Consider the following 17,458-nt stretch of genomic DNA (forward strand, 5'->3'; position numbering starts at 1 on the left):
ACCTTATGAGCGGTATTCTGTTAGGCCTCGTCGCGTTCGTGTTCGTGCTGTCCGTGGTCGTGACAGTGCACGAGCTCGGCCACTTCCTGGCCGCGCGGGCCTGCGGCGTGGCGATCGACTGCTTCTCGATCGGCTTTGGTCCCCAGATCATCTCTTGGCGCGACAAGACCGGGGTCGAATGGCGGATCGCCTGGATCCCGCTGGGCGGCTATGTCCGCTTCTCAGGCGACGACAACGCCGCCAGCGTGCCCGACGGCGGCGACCTGGCCATTCTGAAGGCCGAGATCGCCGCGCGTGAAGGCGAGACGGCCGTTTCTCGCTACTACCATTTCAAGCCGGTGTGGCAGCGTGCGTTCATCGCCGTGGCCGGGCCGATGGCGAATTTCCTGCTGGCGATCACCGTCTTCGCCGTGATTCTGGCGACCCTGGGCGAGTATCGTCATCCGGCGACGGTCGATCGGGTCCCGGCGGGCGGCGCGGCCGCGGTGGCCGGCTTCAAGCCCGGCGATCTGATCACCAAGGCCGACGGTCGCAGGATCAAGAACTTCGAGGACGTCGGCCGCTACGTCATGTTGCGCTCGGGCCTGCCCATCGATTTCACGGTGAAGCGCGGTGATCAGACCCTGAACCTGGTGGCCACCCCCGTCCAGGTCGAGATCAAGGACAAGATCAACGGCCGCGCCAAGATCGGCCGCCTGGGCATCGAGAACCTCAGCCGCCCCTACCACTACCGCTCGAGCATCTGGCGCGCCGTTCCCGACGCCACGGTCGAGGTCTGGGACCAGGTCAGCACGATCGGCTTCTATCTGGGCCGCCTGGTGACGGGCCAGATCTCGGCCGACCAGATCAGCGGCGTGATCGGCATCGGCCACGCCGTCGGCGCGGTGGCCCAGGCCTCCACGGCCAACGCGCCCGACCTCAAGACGCTGTTGCTGGGCTTCTTCGTCGGCCAGATGCTGATGGTGGCCACCCTTTCGGTCAGCATCGGCTTCATGAACCTGCTGCCCATCCCGGTCCTCGATGGCGGCCACCTGCTGATGTACGCCTACGAAGCGATCGCCCGCCGGCCGCTGCAGGCCAAGTTCCAGGCGGCCGGCTTCAGAGCGGGGCTTGCCTTGATCCTCGGTTTCATGCTGTTCGCGGCGTGGAACGACCTTCACCGCTACGACGTGTTCAAATTCATTGGCGGCCTGTTCTCGTGACCTGTTCTCGCGAACCCGGCCGTCCGTCCATGATTGGTCCCATGAGCAAAATCCGCGCCCATAGCGCCGCGTTCGCCACCGGCGTTGCGCTCCTCCTCGGTTCCACGGCGCTGACCGCGCCGCAGGCCGCCTTCGCCCAGGCCCAGACGACGGGCGTGGTCCAGCGCATCGTGGTGCAGGGCAACGAGCGGATCGAGCAGGGGACCGTGCTGTCCTACCTGCCCATCCAGCCGGGCGAGACGGTCGATCCCCAGCGCCTCGACCTGGCGCTGAAGACCCTGGCGCGCACCGACCTGTTCGCCGACGTGAAGATCGAGCTGCAGGGCGGCGACCTGATCGTGAAGGTCGTCGAGAACCCGATCATCAACCAGGTGGTCTTCGAGGGGAACTCGGCGCTCAAGGAAGACAAGCTGAAGGACGAGGTGCAGATCCGTCCGCGCGGCATCTTCACCCGCGCCAAGGTGCAGGCCGACGTCCAGCGCATCATCGAACTGTACCGCCGCTCGGGCCGCATCTCGGCCACGGTGACGCCGAAGGTGGTCGAGCTGCCGCAGAAGCGCGTCGACCTGGTGTTCGAGATCAACGAAGGCCCCAAGAGCGGCGTCCTGGGCGTCAACTTCCTGGGCAACCAGGAGTTCTCGGACAACGACCTGAAGGACGTCATCGTCACCAAGGAGTCGCACTGGTACAAGTTCCTGACCAGCAACGACAACTACGACCCCGACCGGATCGAATACGACCGCGAGCAGCTGCGCAAGTTCTATCGCAACCGCGGCTACTTCGACTTCCGCGTGGTGGCGACGGTCGCCGAACTGGCCACCGACAAGAACGGCTTCGCGGTCACCTACACGATCGACGAAGGCCCCAAGTACAAGTTCGGCAAGATCACCGTCGAAACCGAGCTGAAGAAGCTGAACGGCGACCTGCTGGCCCAGATCCTGCCGGTCCGCACGGGCCAGCTGTACGAAGACGACAAGATCGAGCAGGCCACCGACGCCCTGACCTTCGCGGCGGGCGCCGCAGGCTTCGCCTTCGTGGACGTGCGTCCGCGCTACGTGCCCAACCACGAGACCAACACCGTGGACGTGGTGTTCTCGGTGCGTGAAGGCCCGCGCGTCTACGTCGACCGAATCGACATCGTCGGCAACACCCGCACGCTGGACTACGTCGTGCGCCGCGAGCTGGAGGTCGCCGAGGGCGACGCCTACAACCGCGTCCTGGTCGACCGCTCCAAGAACAACGTCCGCGCCCTGGGCTTCTTCAAGGACGTCAACATCGAGGAAGTGCCCGGCGCCCAGCCCGACCGCACGACCCTGCGCGTCAAGACCGAAGAGCAGCCGACGGGCGAACTGTCGTTCAGCGCCGGCTACAGCTCGGTCGACAAGCTGGTGCTGGACGTCGGCATCACCGAGCGGAACTTCCGCGGCCGCGGCCAGAACCTGCGGGCCCGCGTCTCGGTCGGTTCGCTGCGTCAGCAGATCGACTTCGGCTTCACCGAGCCGCGCTTCCTGGGCCGCGACCTGCGCGCGGGCTTGGACCTGTATTCGTACCGCTACGACCTGAGCGACTACGCCGCCTACGACACCGAGTCGACCGGCGGCACGCTGCGCGTGGGCTTCCCGCTGACGCAGAACGCTTCGATGAGCCTGCGCTACCAGCTTCGTCAGGACAAGGTGAGCGTGGAGGACAGCCTCTGCACCAGCGGCTCGGTCTCCGACATCCTCTGCCTGCAGCGCGGTTCGTACATCACCTCGCTGTTCGGCTACAACCTGCGGATGGACAAGCGGAACGATCCGATCCAGCCGACCCGCGGCTGGTTCGCCGATCTGAGCCAGGACCTGGCCGGCTTCGGCGGCGACGTGAAGTACCTGAAGACCGAGACCGACGCCGGTTGGTACTGGGGCTTCAACAAGGACTTCATCTTCAGCGCCACCGGGTCGGCGGGCTATATCGAAGGTTGGGGCGGCGACAACATCCGCATCAACGACCGCTTCTACAAAGGCGGCTCGACCTTCCGCGGCTTCGAGATCGCGGGTATCGGCCCGCGCGACACGACGACGCAGAGCAGCGCCCTGGGCGCCAAGCTGTATGCGATCGGCACGTTCGAATTGACGGTTCCGACCTTCCTGCCAGAGCAGTACGGCATCAAGGCCGCGGTGTTCTCCGACTTCGGTACGGCGGGCCAGCTGGACGACATCGATCGTCTGAACTCGGACGGCACCATCAACCAGAACATCAAGGACGGCCTGGGCCTTCGCGCCTCGGCGGGCTTGAGCATCGACTGGAAGTCGCCCATGGGCCCCATCCGGTTCGATTTCAGCCACATTCTCGCTAAAGAAGACTACGACAGAACCGAAACCTTCCGGTTCTCCACCTCCACAAGGTTCTAACCAACATGACCTCCAAGTTCCTCGCCGCGACCGTTTCGGGTCTGGCCGCTCTCGCCACGGCGTCGGGCGCTTTCGCCCAAGCCGCGCCGCCCGCCGCCGCGGCCGCCCCGGCCGTGACCCACGGAGCCCCGATCGCCGGCGTCTGCATCTTCTCGAGCCAGCGCGCCGTGGCGACCTCGCAGGTCGGCAAGGCGGTCGACGCGCGCCTGAAGACCATCATCGCCCAGGTCAACGCCGAGCTGACGGCCGAGCGCACCAGCCTGGACAACGACGCCAAGGCCCTGGACGCCAAGAAGGCCACCCTGGACCAGAGCGCCCTGGAGCAACAGGCCGCCGCCCTGCAGGTGCGCGCCAACGCCTGGCAGCGTAAGGGCCAGCTGCGCCAGCGCGAAGTCGAGGCCACCGAGCAGAAGCAACTGGCTCGCGTCTATCAGGAACTGGACCCGGCCATCCGCCAGGCCTATCAAGCCAAGAGCTGCGCGATCCTGATCGAGCGGGAATCGGTCCTGCTGGGCAATCCGGCCATGGACATCACCGACTCCGTCGTGGCGGCGGTCGACGCCCGCATCAAGACCCTGACCTTCGATCGCGAACGTCTGGACCAAGCGGCTCCGGGGGCTCAAGCTCTCCAGCCGACGACTCCCAAGAAGTAGTCGAGTCGGCCTGGGCGTGTCGCCCGGGCCGCTCCCGAGAGGACCGATGCCGGACCCGCGCTTTTTCGAAGACCTGGGTCCGGCGACCCTCACGGAACTGGCCAGCCTGAGCGGCGCTCGGCTGGCCGATCCCGCCCACGGGAACCACCAGGTCTCGCACGTCGCGCCGCTCGAGAGCGCCGACGCCGGGTCCATCACCTTCCTGTCCGATCCCAAGCGCCTGGCCGACCTGGCCGGCCTGAAGGGCGCGGCCTGCTTCTTGAAGCCCGAACACGCCGCCCAGGCTCCGGCCGGCGGCCTGCTGCTGCTGACCAGCCATCCGCAAGCCGCGTGGGCCGCCGCCGCCCAGAGGCTGCACGCGCCCCGGCGCCACGACGGCGCGCAGCACGTCCATCCCGACAGCGAGCTGGAGGAGGGCGTCGTCCTGTCCCCGGGCGTCGTCGTGGGGCAGGGCGCCAGGATCGGCCGCAACACCTATCTGGCGCCCGGCGTGGTGATCGGGCCGGGCGTGGCCGTGGGCCGCGACTGCCGGATCGGCGCCAATGCCGTCATCGGCTTCGCCCTGGTCGGCGACCGGGTGTCGATCCATGCCGGGGCGGTGATCGGCGAGGCCGGATTCGGCGCGGCCGGCGGCCCCAAGGGCGTCGTCGACCTGCCGCAGCTGGGCCGGGTGATCCTGCAGGACGGCGTGACGATCGGGGCCAACAGCACCGTGGACCGCGGCGCGTTCGGCGATACGACCATCGGCGAGAACACCAAGATCGACAATCTCGTCCATGTCGCTCACAACGTCCGGCTCGGTCGCAACTGCGTCGCCGCCGCCTTCACGGGCATTTCCGGCAGCACGACGGTGGGCGACGGAGTCGCGTTCGGCGGCAAGGCCGGCGTGGCCGATCACCTGACGGTCGGCGCGGGCGCCCAGATCGGCGCCGCGGCGTCGGTCTTCAAGGACGTCCCGGCCGGCGAAACATGGACTGGGTTTCCCGCGCGACCGCTCAAGCGGTGGCTGCGGGAGACCGCGTGGCTGTCGCGCAAGGCGGGCGGCCGGGAACCAAGGGGCTAGAATGAGCCGATCCAAGACCACCGAGCCCGCTGAGGTTTCGTCCATCGACATCGCCGAGATCCTGAGCCGGATCCCGCACCGCTATCCGTTCCTGCTGGTGGATCGCGCCGAGGACTATCGTCCGCACCAGTCGATCGTCGGCATCAAATGCGTGACGATCAACGAGCCGTTCTTCCAGGGCCACTTCCCGGGCAATCCGGTGATGCCCGGCGTGCTGATCATCGAGGCCCTGGCCCAGACGGGCGCGGTGCTGATGAGCAAGTCGCTCGAGGTCGACACCGAGGGCAAGACCATCTTCTTCATGTCGGTCGACAACGCCCGCTTCCGCAATCCCGTGCGCCCCGGCGACGTGATCCGCATGGAAGTCGAGGTGCTGCGCGCCCGCTCCAGCATCTTCAAGTTCAAGGGCGTGGCCAAGGTCGGCGACAAGGTCGCGGCCGAGGTCGAGTTCGCGGCCATGGTGGTGGAGACTCCCAAGGCATGACCCAGGTCCATCCGTCCGCCATCGTCGATCCCGCCGCCAAGCTGGCGGACGACGTCGTCATCGGGCCGTTCTGCATCGTCGGCCCGGACGTGACCCTGGGCGCGCGGGTGCGTCTGCTGTCGCACGTGGTGGTCGACGGCGTCACCACCATCGGCGAGGACACCGAGGTCCACGCCTTCTCGTCCCTGGGCGGTCCGCCCCAGCACCTGGGCTACAAGGGCGAACGCACCGAGCTGGTCATCGGCCCGCGCAACATCATCCGCGAACAGGTGACGATGAACACCGGCACGGCCTCGGGCCGTGGCGTGACCACCATCGGCGCCGACGGCTTCTTCATGGCCGAGGCGCACGTGGCCCACGACTGCATCGTCGGCGACAACGTGGTCCTGGCCAAGGGCGCGACCCTGGGCGGCCATGTCGACGTCGGCAACTTCGTGTTCGTGGGCGGCCTGGCGGCCATCCACCAGTTCTCGCGCGTGGGCCGCTACAGCTTCATCGGCGGCCTGGCGGCGGTGACCAAGGACGTCATCCCCTACGGTTCGGTGTGGGGCAACCACGCCCACCTGGAGGGGCTGAACCTGGTGGGCCTCAAGCGCCGGGGCTTCAGCCGCGAGGCGATCAACGCCCTGCGCGCCGCCTACCGCCTGCTGTTCGCCGACGAAGGCACCTTTCAGGAACGCCTGGACGACGTGGCCGAGGCCCATGCCGGCACGCCCGAGGTGATGGAGATCGTCGAGTTCATCCGCGCCGACGGCAATCGGCCGCTGTGCCTGCCGGAACGCGAGGTCTAGGGAGGGGCCATGCGCAAGCTTGGTCTGATCGCTGGGGGCGGCTCCCTGCCGGTGGAGCTGGCCGCCCACTGCGAGGCGGCCGGCCGGCCGTTCGCGGTGATGCGCCTGAAGTCGTTCGCCCTGCCGGTCCTGGCCCAGTATCCCGGCGTCGAGGTCGGGCTGGGCGAGTTCGGCAAGGCGTTCAAGGCGCTCCGGGAAGAGGGCTGCGAGGCCGTCTGTTTCGCGGGCGTCGTCGATCGTCCCGACTTCGCGACGCTCAAGCCCGACCTGCGCGGCCTGGCGGTGATCCCGGGCCTGGTCAACGCCGCGCGCAAGGGCGACGACGCCCTGTTGCGCCGCGTGCTGGCCGAGTTCGAGAAGGAAGGCTTCGTTATCGAGGGCGCCCACGAGGTGCGCGGCGAGATGACCCTGCCGCGCGGCCCCCTGGGCAAGCACGTCCCCAAGGACGGCCACATCGCCGACATGGACCGCGCCCTGCACGTGGCGCGCGCCATCGGGGCTCTCGACGTGGGGCAGGGCGCCGTGGTCTGCGACGGCCTGGTCCTGGCCGTCGAGGCCCAGGAGGGCACCGACGCCATGCTGCGGCGAGTCGCCGACCTGCCCAAGGCCGTCCGGGGCAACCCCGAGGCCCCGCGCGGCGTGCTGGCCAAGGCGCCCAAGCCGATCCAGGAGACCAAGGTCGACCTGCCCACCATCGGCGTGGCCACCGTGCAGCGCGCGGCCCGCGCCGGCCTGGCCGGCGTGGTCGGCGAGGCCGGACGCCTGCTGATCGTCGACCGCGAGCAGGTCATCGCCTGCGCCGACGACCTGGGCCTGTTCGTGTACGGGGTCGAGCCCCGCGCCGACGCATGAGCGCCGAAAGCCTCCCGCAGTCCGGACCGCTGACCGTGATGCTGGTGGCGGCCGAGGCCTCGGGCGACGCCCTGGGCGCCAGGCTGGCCCACGTGCTGCGCGACCGCCTGGGCGGCGACAAGGTGCGCTTCGTCGGCGTCGGCGGGGCCAAGATGGCGGCCGAGGGGGTGGAGAGCCCGTTCGACATCGCCCAGCTGTCGATCCTGGGCATCTTCGAGAGCCTCAAGGCCTATCCCCGCGCCATGGCGCGGCTGAAGGACACCCTGGCCCTGGCGGCCCGCGAGAAGCCCGACGTGGCGGTGCTGATCGACAGTTGGGGCTTCAACATCCGCCTGGCCAAGGCGCTGCGGAAGCAGGACCCCGGCCTGCCGCTGGTCAAGTACGTCGCCCCCCAGGTCTGGGCCTATCGCGCCGAGCGCGCCAAGGACCTGGCGACGGCGGTGGACCTGCTGCTGTCGATCCAGCCGATGGACAAGCCGTTCTTCGACGCGGTCGACCTGCCCAGCGTCTTCGTCGGCAATTCGGCCCTGGCCCACGACTTCAGCCACGCCGATCCGGCCCGCCTGCGCGCCGCGATCGGCGCGGGTCCGGGCGACCCGATCCTGCTGGTGCTGCCCGGCAGCCGCCCGTCCGAGATCCAGCGGGTCATGCCGCGCTTCGAGGACGCCGTGCAGCGCCTGAAGGCCCAGCGGCCCGACCTGCACGTCGTCGTGCCCGCCGCCTCGACGGTGGCCGACAGCGTCAAGGCCCGAGTCGCGGCCTGGCCGTTCCGGGCCCACGTGATCGAGGACGAGGCGCTGAAGGACGACGCCATGGCGGCCGGCACGGTCGCCCTGGCCTGCAGCGGCACGGTGACCACCGAGCTGGCCCTGGCCGGCTGTCCGGTGGTGGTCGGCTACGTGACCGGCGCCATCACCTACAGCCTGCTCAAGACGATGTTCAAGCCGCGCTGGGTGACCCTGTTCAACATCGCCGCCCAGGACACGGTCGCGCCCGAGCTTCTACAGGGGGATTGCACCGGCCAGGCCCTGGCCGCCGAGGTCGCCAGGCGGCTGGACGATCCGGCGCTGCGCGCGGCCCAGGTCGCCGCCCAGGATGCCGCCCTGGTCAAGATGGGACGCGGCATGCCCGATCCCTCCGAGGCGGCCGCTTCGGCCCTCCTGGACTTCCTGAGGGCGCGCGGAAGGGCCGTCTAGGCCGTCGCCAGGGGCGGAGCCTCCGCCGCCAGGCTCGCCGCCCGCTCCAGGGCCGTGAACAGGGCCACCACGTCGATCGGCTTGGCCACGTGGTCGTCGAAGCCCTCGGCCAGCAGGGCGTCGACCTGGTGGCTCATGGCGTTGGCGGTCAGGGCGATGATCGGCGTCCGCGCGCGGCCCTCGACGGCCTCCAGGCGGCGGATCTCGTGGACGGCGGCGACGCCGTCCATCACCGGCATGTGGACGTCCATCAGCACCAGGTCCCAGCCGCCGTCGCGCCAGGTCTCGACGGCCTGGGCGCCGTTGGCGACCACCTGGGGCGCAATGCCGGCCTGGCCCAGGATCGCCTTGAGCACCAGCTGGTTGACGTGGTTGTCCTCGGCCGCCAGCACCCGCAGCGGCGCGCGCGGCGCGGCCTCGGGCGCGATGACGATCCGGGGCTCGGCGGCGGGCAGGGGGCTCAGGCGGTCGGCCGGCAGGCGGACGGTGAAGGTCGAGCCGAAGTCGACCGCGCTGGACACGACGATCTCGCCGCCCATCAGCACGCAGAGGTCGCGGCAGATGGCCAGGCCCAGGCCGGTGCCGCCGTGGCGGCGGGTGCTGGAAGCGTCAAGCTGGCTGAACTTGCCGAACAGGCGGTCGATGTCGCGGGGCGCCACGCCGACGCCGGTGTCGGCCACGGCGAGCTCCAGCCAGTCGCCCGTGACCCGCGCCGACAGGTCGATCGCCCCGGCGTTGGTGAACTTGGCGGCGTTGGACAGCAGGTTGCCGATCACCTGGCGCAGCCGCAGCGGATCGCCGCGATAGAGGCCTTGTGCCTCGGGGGCGATGCTCAGGGTGTAGGCGAGGCCCTTCTGCCCGGCCAGGACCGAGAAGGCGTCGTGGCAGCCGACCAGCAGCTCGGGCAGGTCGAAGGCCACCGCCTCGACCTCCAGGCGGCCGGCCTCGATCTTCGACAGGTCCAGCACGTCGTTGAGGATCGCCGTCAGCCCCTCGCCGGACTTGCGGACGATGTCGAGCCGCTCGCGCTGGGCGTCGCTCATCGTCTCGGCCTGCATGACCTGGATCATGCCCAGTATGCCGTTCAGGGGCGTGCGGATCTCGTGGCTCATGGTGGCCAGGAAGGTGGTCTTGGCGGCGTTGGCGGCGGCGGCCTCGGCCTCCTTCTCGCGGGCGGCGGTCAGGGCCTGGACCAGGTCGCGCTGGGTGGCCGCGCGATGCAGGGCGGCCAGCAGCACATAGGCCAGGAAGGCGAGCGCGGCGATGAAGGCGACGGCCGACTGGCCGCCGGTCTCGCCGACGGCGGGCCGGGCCAGGGCCAGGCCGGCGGTCAGGAGGACCGCGAGCAGCGAGGCCGCGCCGATGCGGCGCGAGATCGGGAATTCGGCGGTGCTGCTCAGGGCCACCGCGCCCAGCATGGCCGCGCCGGCCACGGCGGAGGCCCGGCCGCCCTCGACGGCCATGGCCAGGGGCAGCAGGCCGTAGACGCCGGTGTAGACGAAGGTGACGGCGGCGTAGAGCCACTCCTGGCCCGGGCTGGGCTCGGCGGTGCGGTCGACCCACAGGCCCATCAGCTGGTTGCCGGCCATGAACAGGGCGACAGCCGCCAGCCAGGCCGCGACCCAGCGCGGATCCAGCCAGGCGATCGACCCGGCGGCCGCCAGCAGCGTCATGGGCAGGATGGTCTTCAGGTCACGGCGTCGATGGGCCGTGATGTCCGTCCAGGCCAGGGATGGGGCGGCGCGCGTCAAGCCCGAACTCCAAATCAGGGGCGCACTGTCGGCGCGCGGCGTTAGCAAAGCCTTTAAGACGCGCTTCACGGCTCTCGACTAGGTTGGAAGCTCCGGCGGCCCTCTCGCCGCCGGCCGGAGACCTGGCGTGACGATCTTCTCGGTCGCCCCTCTGTCGTCCCTGACGCCGTCGAATCCCGTGAACCGGGCCGACCAGGCGGCCGACGCGCTCGCCCGCATCGCCGTGATCCAGACGGTCGAGACCCTGGGCGCGATGATCGACCAGTCCAATTCCCAGTCCCAGGGCGACCTGGCCAACCTGGCCAAGAACGCGGTGGGCGAGGGCGAGGCCAATCTGGCGCGGGTGGTCGACGCCAAGGGCGTCGCCGTCGGTCCCGAGGTCCAGGCCGAGACCCCTGCCCGCGCCGTGGCCGCCGCCGCCGGCCGGGCCGCCGCCCGCCAGGCGGGCCTGGCGCCCCTGATGGCCGACATGGCCCAGGCCGCCGCCGAACCCGACACCCCGCGCCAGGTCAAGGCCGCCATCGCCCAGGTCATGGCCCTGAGCGCCCGCCTGGACGGCCAGATCAGCGGTCCCGAGATCCGCCAGGCCCTGCAGCGCTCCGGCCTGTTCCTGGAGGCCCGCCTGGCGGCCGGCGACCAGGCCCAGCGCCGGCAGCCCCTCACCGTGAGCGCCCCGCCCAAGACCTTCCCGACGCCCACGCCCAACAGCGACATGAAGGCCGCGCTGCTGGTCTTCCGCGAAGTGGTCAAGATCTGGGCCGAGGGCCTGCCGCCGATGTCGGCCCAGGCCGGGGCCGCGCCGAACGCGATGACAGGCGCCGCGCCGGACCCGGCCGCCGCCCAGGCCGCCGCCTCGGCCCAGCTGGCCAGCCGGGGCACGCCCCAGGCCCTGGCCGCTTCGGTCCCGACGCCGGCCGATCCGTCGGCCGAGGCGGTCGCCGCCGAGCCGGAGGCCGCGGTCCAGGCTTTGCCGACCGACGACGGCGCGCCGCCGCCCGCTCGGCCCGTCGTCAACGCGCCCTGGCAGGCCGTCCGCCCGACGCCCGCTCCGCCGCCGCCCCTGCCGGCCTTCGGCGCGATCGTCGCCGAGGACTTCCCGCCGACGCCCCTCGACGCGCCGCGCGCCGCCTCGGCGGCGGTCCTGGCCTATGGCGGACCCGAGGCCGCCCCGGCCCCGCCGTCCCAGACCCCGCCGCCCTACGCCGGGGCGCCGACCCACGCCCAGGCCGCCGCCCAGCCGGGCCTGCCCGCCGGAGCGGGGCCGCACGCCGTCGCCCAGCGCCTGCTGGCCGAGAGCGGCGCGGCCCTGGCCCGCACCGAGCTGCTGCAGATCGCCTCGCTGCCCGAGCCGCCGCCCGCCGGCCGTCCCGCCGAGGCGCAGGGCGCGCGGTGGGTGTTCGACATGCCGTTCATGACCCCTCAGGGGCCGGCCGCCGCCCAGTTCGAGATCAGCCGCGACGGCGGCGGCGGCGCGGGCGGGGAGGGCGGTCCCGCCCTGGGCCGCACCTGGCGCGCCCGCTTCTCGCTGGACGTCGAGCCGATGGGCCCCGTCCACGCCCAGGTGGCCCTGACCGGCGACCGCGCCCGCGTGTCGCTGTGGGCTGAACGTCCCGCCGCCATGGCCCGCCTGCGCACCGGCGAGGAACGCCTCAACAGCGCGCTCCGCGAGGCCGCCCTGGAACCCGAGGTCGCCTTCCACACCGGCCAGCCGCGCGCCTCCGCCGCCGCGCCGGGCCAGTTCCTGGATCAAGCCACATGAAGGGGGCCACATGACCGGCCCCGTCCGCGCCGCCGGGCCGCGCATCGCCGTCGCCCTGCGCTACGAAGAGCCCAACGCCCCGCGCGTGGTCGCCACCGGCCGCGGCTGGGTGGGCGACAAGATCATCGAGACCGCCCGCGAGCACGGCGTGCCGATCGAGGAGAACCCGGCCCTGGCCCAGGCCCTATCGACCATCGAGCTGGACGAGGAGATCCCCGAGGCCCTCTACGTGGCCGTGGCCGAAATCCTGGGCTTCATCCTGCGCTCGGCCGAGGGGCGTTAAAGAAAAAGGCCCCGCTTTCGCGAGGCCTTTTCCGTCTTCAGCGATCGTGCGCGGCTCAGCCGCGCTTTTCGACCGGCACGTAGTCGCGCTGGGTGGCGCCCGTGTACAGCTGACGCGGACGGCCGATCTTGCGCGAGGGGTCCTCGAACATTTCCTTCCACTGGCTGATCCAGCCGACGGTGCGAGCCAGGGCGAACAGCACGGTGAACATGTTGGTCGGGAAGCCCATCGCGCGCAGTGTGATGCCCGAATAGAAGTCGATGTTCGGGTACAGCTTGCGGTCGATGAAGTACTGGTCGCTGAGCGCGACCTTCTCCAGCTCCATGGCCACTTGCAGCAGCGGGTCGTTGATGCCCAGCTGCTCCAGAACCTCGTAGCAGGTCTTCTGCATGACCTTGGCGCGCGGGTCGAAGTTCTTGTACACGCGGTGGCCGAAGCCCATCAGCTTGTACTTGCGGTCCTTCACGCCCTGCACGTAGGCGGGGATGTTCTCGACCGAGCCGATCTCTTCCAGCATCTCCAGGGCTTCCTGGTTGGCGCCGCCGTGCGACGGGCCCCAGAGACAGGCGATGCCGGCGGCGATGCAGGCGAACGGGTGGGCGCCCGACGAGCCGGCCAGGCGGACGGTCGAGGTCGAGGCGTTCTGCTCGTGGTCGGCGTGCAGGATGAAGATGCGGTCCATGGCGCGGGTCAGGACGGGGTTGGGGACCCAGTCCTCGGCCGGCACCGAGAAGCACATGCGCAGGAAGTTTTCCGAGTACGACAGCTCGTTGCGCGGCGTCACGAACGGACGGCCCTGCGAGTACTGGAAGGCGCGCGCGGCGATGGTCGGCATCTTGGCGATCAGGCGATGGGCGCTGATCTCGCGTTGCTTGGGATCATCGACGTTCAGGCTGTCGGCGTAGAAGGCCGACAGGGCGCCGACCGCGCCGGTCATCACGGCCATCGGGTGGGCGTCGCGGCGGAAGCCCTGGAAGAAGCTGTCGAACTGGGCGTGCAGCATCGTGTGGTAGGTGATGTTGCGTTCGAACTTGGTGAATTCGTCGGCCGTCGGCAGTTCGCCGTTCAGCAGCAGGTGGCAGACCTCGAGGAACGAGGACTTCTCGGCCAGCTGGTCGATCGGATAGCCGCGGTGCAGCAAAACGCCGGCGTCGCCGTCGATATAGGTGATCTTGCTTTCGCAGGACGCGGTCGAGGTGAAGCCCGGATCGAAGGTGAAGTGGTCGGACTCGCCGTACAGCTTGCGCACGTCCAGGACGTCCGGACCCGTGCTGCCCTTGAGGATCGGCAGGTCGTAGTTCTTGTCGCCGATCGTCAGCGTGGCTTTGTCGGTCATGCGAGAGACCCCTTCAATAGTGGAACGGTCAGTCCAGTTTTCGATTTCGCGGTTGCGTTATAGCGCCTCATGCGCGCGACGCCAGGGCGTCGTCAAGTCGCCCCAGAGACTCGTCGCGACCGAGGGCCGCCATGATCTTGTTCAGGTCGGGCGCCTGGGAGCCGCCCGTGAGGATTCCGCGCAGCGACGGGCCGAACTTGCCAAAGCCCACGCCCTCGGATTCCGCGAAGGATTTCAACAGGGTTTCCAGTTCCGACACGCCCCAGACCGGCGCGGCGTCCAGCTGGGCGCGCAGGCGGGTCAGCCGCTCGACGGTCTCGTCGCTCAGCTGCTTGACTGTCTTCTCCTCCAGCGCCACCGGGCGCACCTTGAGGGCGAACTCGCAGTGGTCGGCCAACTCCAGGATGGTCTTGGCGCCTTCCTTGACTTGCGGCACCACGGCCAGCAGGCGCGCGGAGACGTCGGCCGGCTGGTCGCCGCCGCGGGCCTGCAGGGCCTTGAGGGTCAGGTCGGCCAGGCGGGCGTCGTCGGCCACGCGCAGGTGCTGACCGTTGATGAAGTTCAGCTTGGCCCAGTCCAGGCGGGCGGGGGCCTTGACCACGTCCTTGATGTCGAACCAGCTGATCGCCTGTTCGTCGGTGAAGACCTCGTCGTCGCCGTGGCCCCAGCCCAGGCGGGCCAGGTAGTTGCGCATGCCCTCAGGGATGTAGCCCATGTCGGCGAACTCGCCGACGGCCTGGGCGCCGTGGCGCTTGCTGAGCTTGGCGCCGTCCGGGCCGTGGATCAGCGGGATGTGGCCGAACGCCGGCACGTCCCAGCCCATCGCCTGGTAGATCAGGGTCTGGCGGGCGGCGTTGTTCAGGTGGTCGTCGCCCCGGATCACGTGGGTGACGCCCATGTCGTGGTCGTCGACCACCACGGCCAAGTTGTAGGTCGGCGCGCCGTCGTTGCGCAGCAGGACCAGGTCGTCCAGCTCGATGTTGCGGAAGGTCACCGGACCCTTGACCTGGTCGTCGACCACGGTCTCGCCGTCCAGCGGACCCTTGAAGCGGATCACGTGGGGCAGGGTGGGGTCGTTCGGCGGCGGGGCGTCGCGCCAGGGCGAGCGGATGGCCTTGCCTTCCGAGCGGGCCTTCTCGCGGGCGGCCTCCAGCTCCTCGACGGTCATCCAGCAGCGATAGGCGCGGCCGGCCTCCAGCATCTGCTGGACGACCTCCCGGTGGCGGTCGGCGCGGCTGTACTGGAAGATCACCGGCTCGTCGGACTTCAGGCCCAGCCAGTCCAGCCCCTCGAAGATCGCGGCGACGGCGGCCTCGGTCGAACGCTCGCGATCGGTGTCCTCGACGCGAACAAGGAACTTTCCACCCGTATGGCGTGCATATAACCAGTTGAACAGCGCCGTGCGCGCGCCGCCGATGTGCAGGAAGCCGGTCGGCGACGGGGCGAAGCGGGTGACGACGCCCGAAACGGGCGAGGGGGGATTGGTCATCGGGATCAAGGCTGACGAACTGGAGGCCACGGACGTGGCGAGGACGCTGCCGGACGGGTCCGGTGGCTGGGCGGCGCGTCTTAGCACGCGTCTTCGCGCGCTTCCTAGCCTGGGAGCGGTAACACGCTCGCTGATCTCCGAGATCGCCCCCAATCGCGAGCGCTGGATGCTGTGGGCGCCCGTGGCGTTCGGCCTGGGGGCGGCCGGCTATCTGGAGCTGAAGGCCGAGCCGTCGTGGGCGCTGCTCGTTGGCGCGACCCTGGGCCTGGCCGTCCTGGCGGGGCTGATCGGCCGTCGCGCGACGCGCGGTTTGCCGGTCTTCCTGGCGCTGGCGACGCTGCTGGCGGCCGGGGCGCTGGCGGGGAAGGTCCGCTCCCACGCCGTCGCCGCGCCGATCCTTTCGGGCGAGCGGGCGGTGATGACCCTCGACGGCTTCGTGGTCGACGTGGTCAGCCCGGGCGCCGGCGGGCCGCGCCTGCTGATCGCCCCGGTCTCGATCAGCGGCCTGGCGCCCGAGGACACGCCCAAGCGGGTGCGGGTGACCGTCGAGGCCGAGGACATCGTCGCGGCGGGCCAGGCGATCCGTCTGCGGGCGATGCTGGGACCGCCGCCGCCGCCGGCCGCGCCCGGGGCCTACGATTTCGCCCGCGACGCCTGGTTCCACGGCGTGGGCGGGGTCGGGTTCGCGATCGGCCAGACGCGGCCCGTGGCGCTGGACCCGCCGCCCTGGCGGCTGCGCACGGCCATGGCCGTCAACGCGCTGCGCTGGCGGCTGGCCAGCCGGATCGTCCGGGACATGGGCGTCGAGCGCGGCGGGATCGCCGCCGCCATGGTCACCGGTCACGAGGCCTGGATCACCCAGGACCAGACCGACGCCATGCGCGCCTCGGGCCTGGCCCACATCCTGTCGATCTCGGGCCTGCACATGGCCATCGTCGGCGGCTTCGCCTTCGGCCTGGTGCGCCTGCTGATCGCCGCCTGGCCGTGGGCGGCGCTGCGGGTCCCCGGCAAGAAGGTCGCGGCCCTGGCGGGGTTGGCGGCGGTCGGGACCTATCTGGCGGTGTCCGGCGCGCCGCCGCCGGCCCTGCGGGCGGCGATCACCGCTACCGTGGCCTTCGCCGCCATCCTCTTCGACCGCCAGGCCATCACCTTGCACGGCCTGGCGATCGCGGCCCTGGTCATCCTGCTGGTCCAGCCGGAGTCGGCGGGCGCGCCGGGCTTCCAGATGTCGTTCGCCGCCACCGCCGCCCTGGTGGCCCTGGCCGAGGCCTGGCCGCGTTCGGTGCGCGAGATCTCCACGCCCTGGTGGATCCGGGCCATCCAGGGCGGGGCGAGCTGGCTGGCGGTCAGCGTCGGGGCCAGCTTCGTGGCGGGCATGGCCACCGGGCCGTTCGCCATGCAGCACTTCAACCGCGTGGCCGTCTGGGGCCTGCCGGCGAACCTGGCGGTGGCGCCGCTGTCGTCGTTCGTGATCATGCCGTTCCTGGCCCTGGGCGCGGCCCTGGAGCCCTTCGGCCTGGGCGCGCCGTTCCTGGCCGTGGCCGGCTGGGGCATCGCCGCGATGATGGGGATCGCCCAGGCCTTCGCCGGCCTCGGCGGGGCCCAGCACGTGGTGGCCAGCGGGCCGCCCTTCACCCTGGCCCTGGCGTTCGTGGGGCTGATGCTGCTGTGCCTGTGGCGGGGACGCCTGCGCTGGCTGGGCGCGCCCCTGGCCCTGGCGGTGGCCCTCTGGCCGCGTCCGACCCCGCCCGACGTCTGGATCGCGCCGGACGGCAGCACGGCGGCCGTGCGCCAGGGCGGAGAGGCGGTGCTGCTGCGGCCCGACGCCCGCCGGTTCGGAGCCGAGCTGTGGGGCCGCCGCCGGGGCCTGGTCGTGCCGGAGAGCGCCGCGCCCAGCCTGCTCTACGCCTGCGACCGCCGGTCCTGCGCCCCGACCGCTCGAGCCCCCGTGGCCCTGGCCTTGTCATGGAGCAAGACGGCGCCGGACTTCACCGACCTGGCGGCGATGTGCGGCCAGGCCGAGATCGTCGTCCTGCGCGGCGCCGCGGCGGCCGTGCCGCCGGCCTGCCGCGACCGGATCGTGCTCGACGCCGACGACTTCGCGGCCGGCGGCGCGGCCGAGCTCTATCGGCGCGGCGACGAATGGTGGATCGTCTGGGCCCAGCCGCTGCGGGGCGTCCGCCCCTGGAGCGGCGCGGCGAGGGGATAG

General features: G+C 70.8%; 14 protein-coding genes. 11 read left to right on the forward strand and 3 right to left on the reverse strand.

The window, feature by feature from the left end:
* The first annotated feature begins 5 nt into the window (after positions 1-5).
* Genes WAE60_RS01995 through lpxB form a run of 8 tightly spaced genes read left to right on the forward strand, consistent with a single transcriptional unit; the run spans position 6 to position 8,631 of the window.
* On the forward strand, positions 6-1,202 hold the full coding sequence (locus WAE60_RS01995; RefSeq protein ID WP_029913369.1) for a M50 family metallopeptidase: 1,197 nt from the start codon (positions 6-8) through the stop codon (positions 1,200-1,202).
* Between the two features lie 29 nt (positions 1,203-1,231).
* Positions 1,232-3,592, forward strand: coding sequence for an outer membrane protein assembly factor BamA (bamA, locus tag WAE60_RS02000; RefSeq protein WP_029913371.1), 2,361 nt, complete (start codon positions 1,232-1,234; stop codon positions 3,590-3,592).
* Positions 3,593-3,597: 5 nt separating this feature from the next.
* Positions 3,598-4,245: an OmpH family outer membrane protein gene (locus WAE60_RS02005; protein WP_029913373.1), complete on the forward strand. Its 648-nt coding sequence runs from the start codon at positions 3,598-3,600 to the stop codon at positions 4,243-4,245.
* A 46-nt stretch (positions 4,246-4,291) separates the two neighbouring features.
* Positions 4,292-5,308: a UDP-3-O-(3-hydroxymyristoyl)glucosamine N-acyltransferase gene (lpxD, locus tag WAE60_RS02010; RefSeq protein WP_337684667.1), complete on the forward strand. Its 1,017-nt coding sequence runs from the start codon at positions 4,292-4,294 to the stop codon at positions 5,306-5,308.
* A gap of 1 nt (position 5,309) precedes the next feature.
* On the forward strand, positions 5,310-5,792 hold the full coding sequence (gene fabZ, locus WAE60_RS02015; RefSeq protein WP_029913376.1) for a 3-hydroxyacyl-ACP dehydratase FabZ: 483 nt from the start codon (positions 5,310-5,312) through the stop codon (positions 5,790-5,792).
* On the forward strand, positions 5,789-6,583 hold the full coding sequence (lpxA, locus tag WAE60_RS02020) for an acyl-ACP--UDP-N-acetylglucosamine O-acyltransferase (RefSeq protein WP_029913377.1): 795 nt from the start codon (positions 5,789-5,791) through the stop codon (positions 6,581-6,583). The genes fabZ and lpxA overlap by 4 nt, the downstream gene beginning before the upstream one ends.
* Positions 6,584-6,592: 9 nt before the next feature.
* Positions 6,593-7,435 carry a UDP-2,3-diacylglucosamine diphosphatase LpxI gene (lpxI, locus tag WAE60_RS02025; protein WP_337684668.1) on the forward strand — a complete coding sequence of 281 codons (843 nt, stop codon included), beginning with the start codon at positions 6,593-6,595 and terminating at the stop codon, positions 7,433-7,435.
* Positions 7,432-8,631 carry a lipid-A-disaccharide synthase gene (lpxB, locus tag WAE60_RS02030; protein ID WP_029913379.1) on the forward strand — a complete coding sequence of 400 codons (1,200 nt, stop codon included), beginning with the start codon at positions 7,432-7,434 and terminating at the stop codon, positions 8,629-8,631. The genes lpxI and lpxB overlap by 4 nt, the downstream gene beginning before the upstream one ends.
* Here lpxB and WAE60_RS02035 read toward each other — a convergent pair.
* Positions 8,628-10,382: an ATP-binding protein gene (locus WAE60_RS02035; RefSeq protein ID WP_337684671.1), complete on the reverse strand. Its 1,755-nt coding sequence runs from the start codon at positions 10,380-10,382 to the stop codon at positions 8,628-8,630. The two genes, lpxB and WAE60_RS02035, sit on opposite strands and share 4 nt — an antisense overlap.
* A 127-nt stretch (positions 10,383-10,509) precedes the next feature.
* Here WAE60_RS02035 and WAE60_RS02040 point away from each other — a divergent pair, with 127 nt between their 5' ends.
* Together WAE60_RS02040 and WAE60_RS02045 are read left to right on the forward strand one after the other, a co-directional pair.
* The gene (locus WAE60_RS02040; RefSeq protein ID WP_337684673.1) at positions 10,510-12,141 is read left to right on the forward strand and encodes a flagellar hook-length control protein FliK; all 1,632 of its coding nucleotides are present in this window, start codon (positions 10,510-10,512) and stop codon (positions 12,139-12,141) included.
* A gap of 10 nt (positions 12,142-12,151) precedes the next feature.
* Positions 12,152-12,424, forward strand: coding sequence for an EscU/YscU/HrcU family type III secretion system export apparatus switch protein (locus WAE60_RS02045; protein ID WP_337684674.1), 273 nt, complete (start codon positions 12,152-12,154; stop codon positions 12,422-12,424).
* 55 nt (positions 12,425-12,479) lie between these two features.
* On the opposite strand, the gene gltA is transcribed toward WAE60_RS02045, so the two are convergent.
* Positions 12,480-13,760, reverse strand: a complete 1,281-nt coding sequence (gltA, locus tag WAE60_RS02050; protein WP_029913386.1) for a citrate synthase — start codon at positions 13,758-13,760, stop codon at positions 12,480-12,482.
* A 67-nt stretch (positions 13,761-13,827) separates the two neighbouring features.
* Positions 13,828-15,249 carry a glutamate--tRNA ligase gene (gene gltX, locus WAE60_RS02055; RefSeq protein ID WP_337684677.1) on the reverse strand — a complete coding sequence of 474 codons (1,422 nt, stop codon included), beginning with the start codon at positions 15,247-15,249 and terminating at the stop codon, positions 13,828-13,830.
* 166 nt (positions 15,250-15,415) lie between these two features.
* Here gltX and WAE60_RS02060 point away from each other — a divergent pair, with 166 nt between their 5' ends.
* Positions 15,416-17,458, forward strand: coding sequence for a ComEC/Rec2 family competence protein (locus WAE60_RS02060; RefSeq protein WP_337684679.1), 2,043 nt, complete (start codon positions 15,416-15,418; stop codon positions 17,456-17,458).

It is taken from the genome of Caulobacter sp. CCG-8 (assembly GCF_037402475.1).
In the GTDB taxonomy this organism is placed as follows: domain Bacteria; phylum Pseudomonadota; class Alphaproteobacteria; order Caulobacterales; family Caulobacteraceae; genus Caulobacter.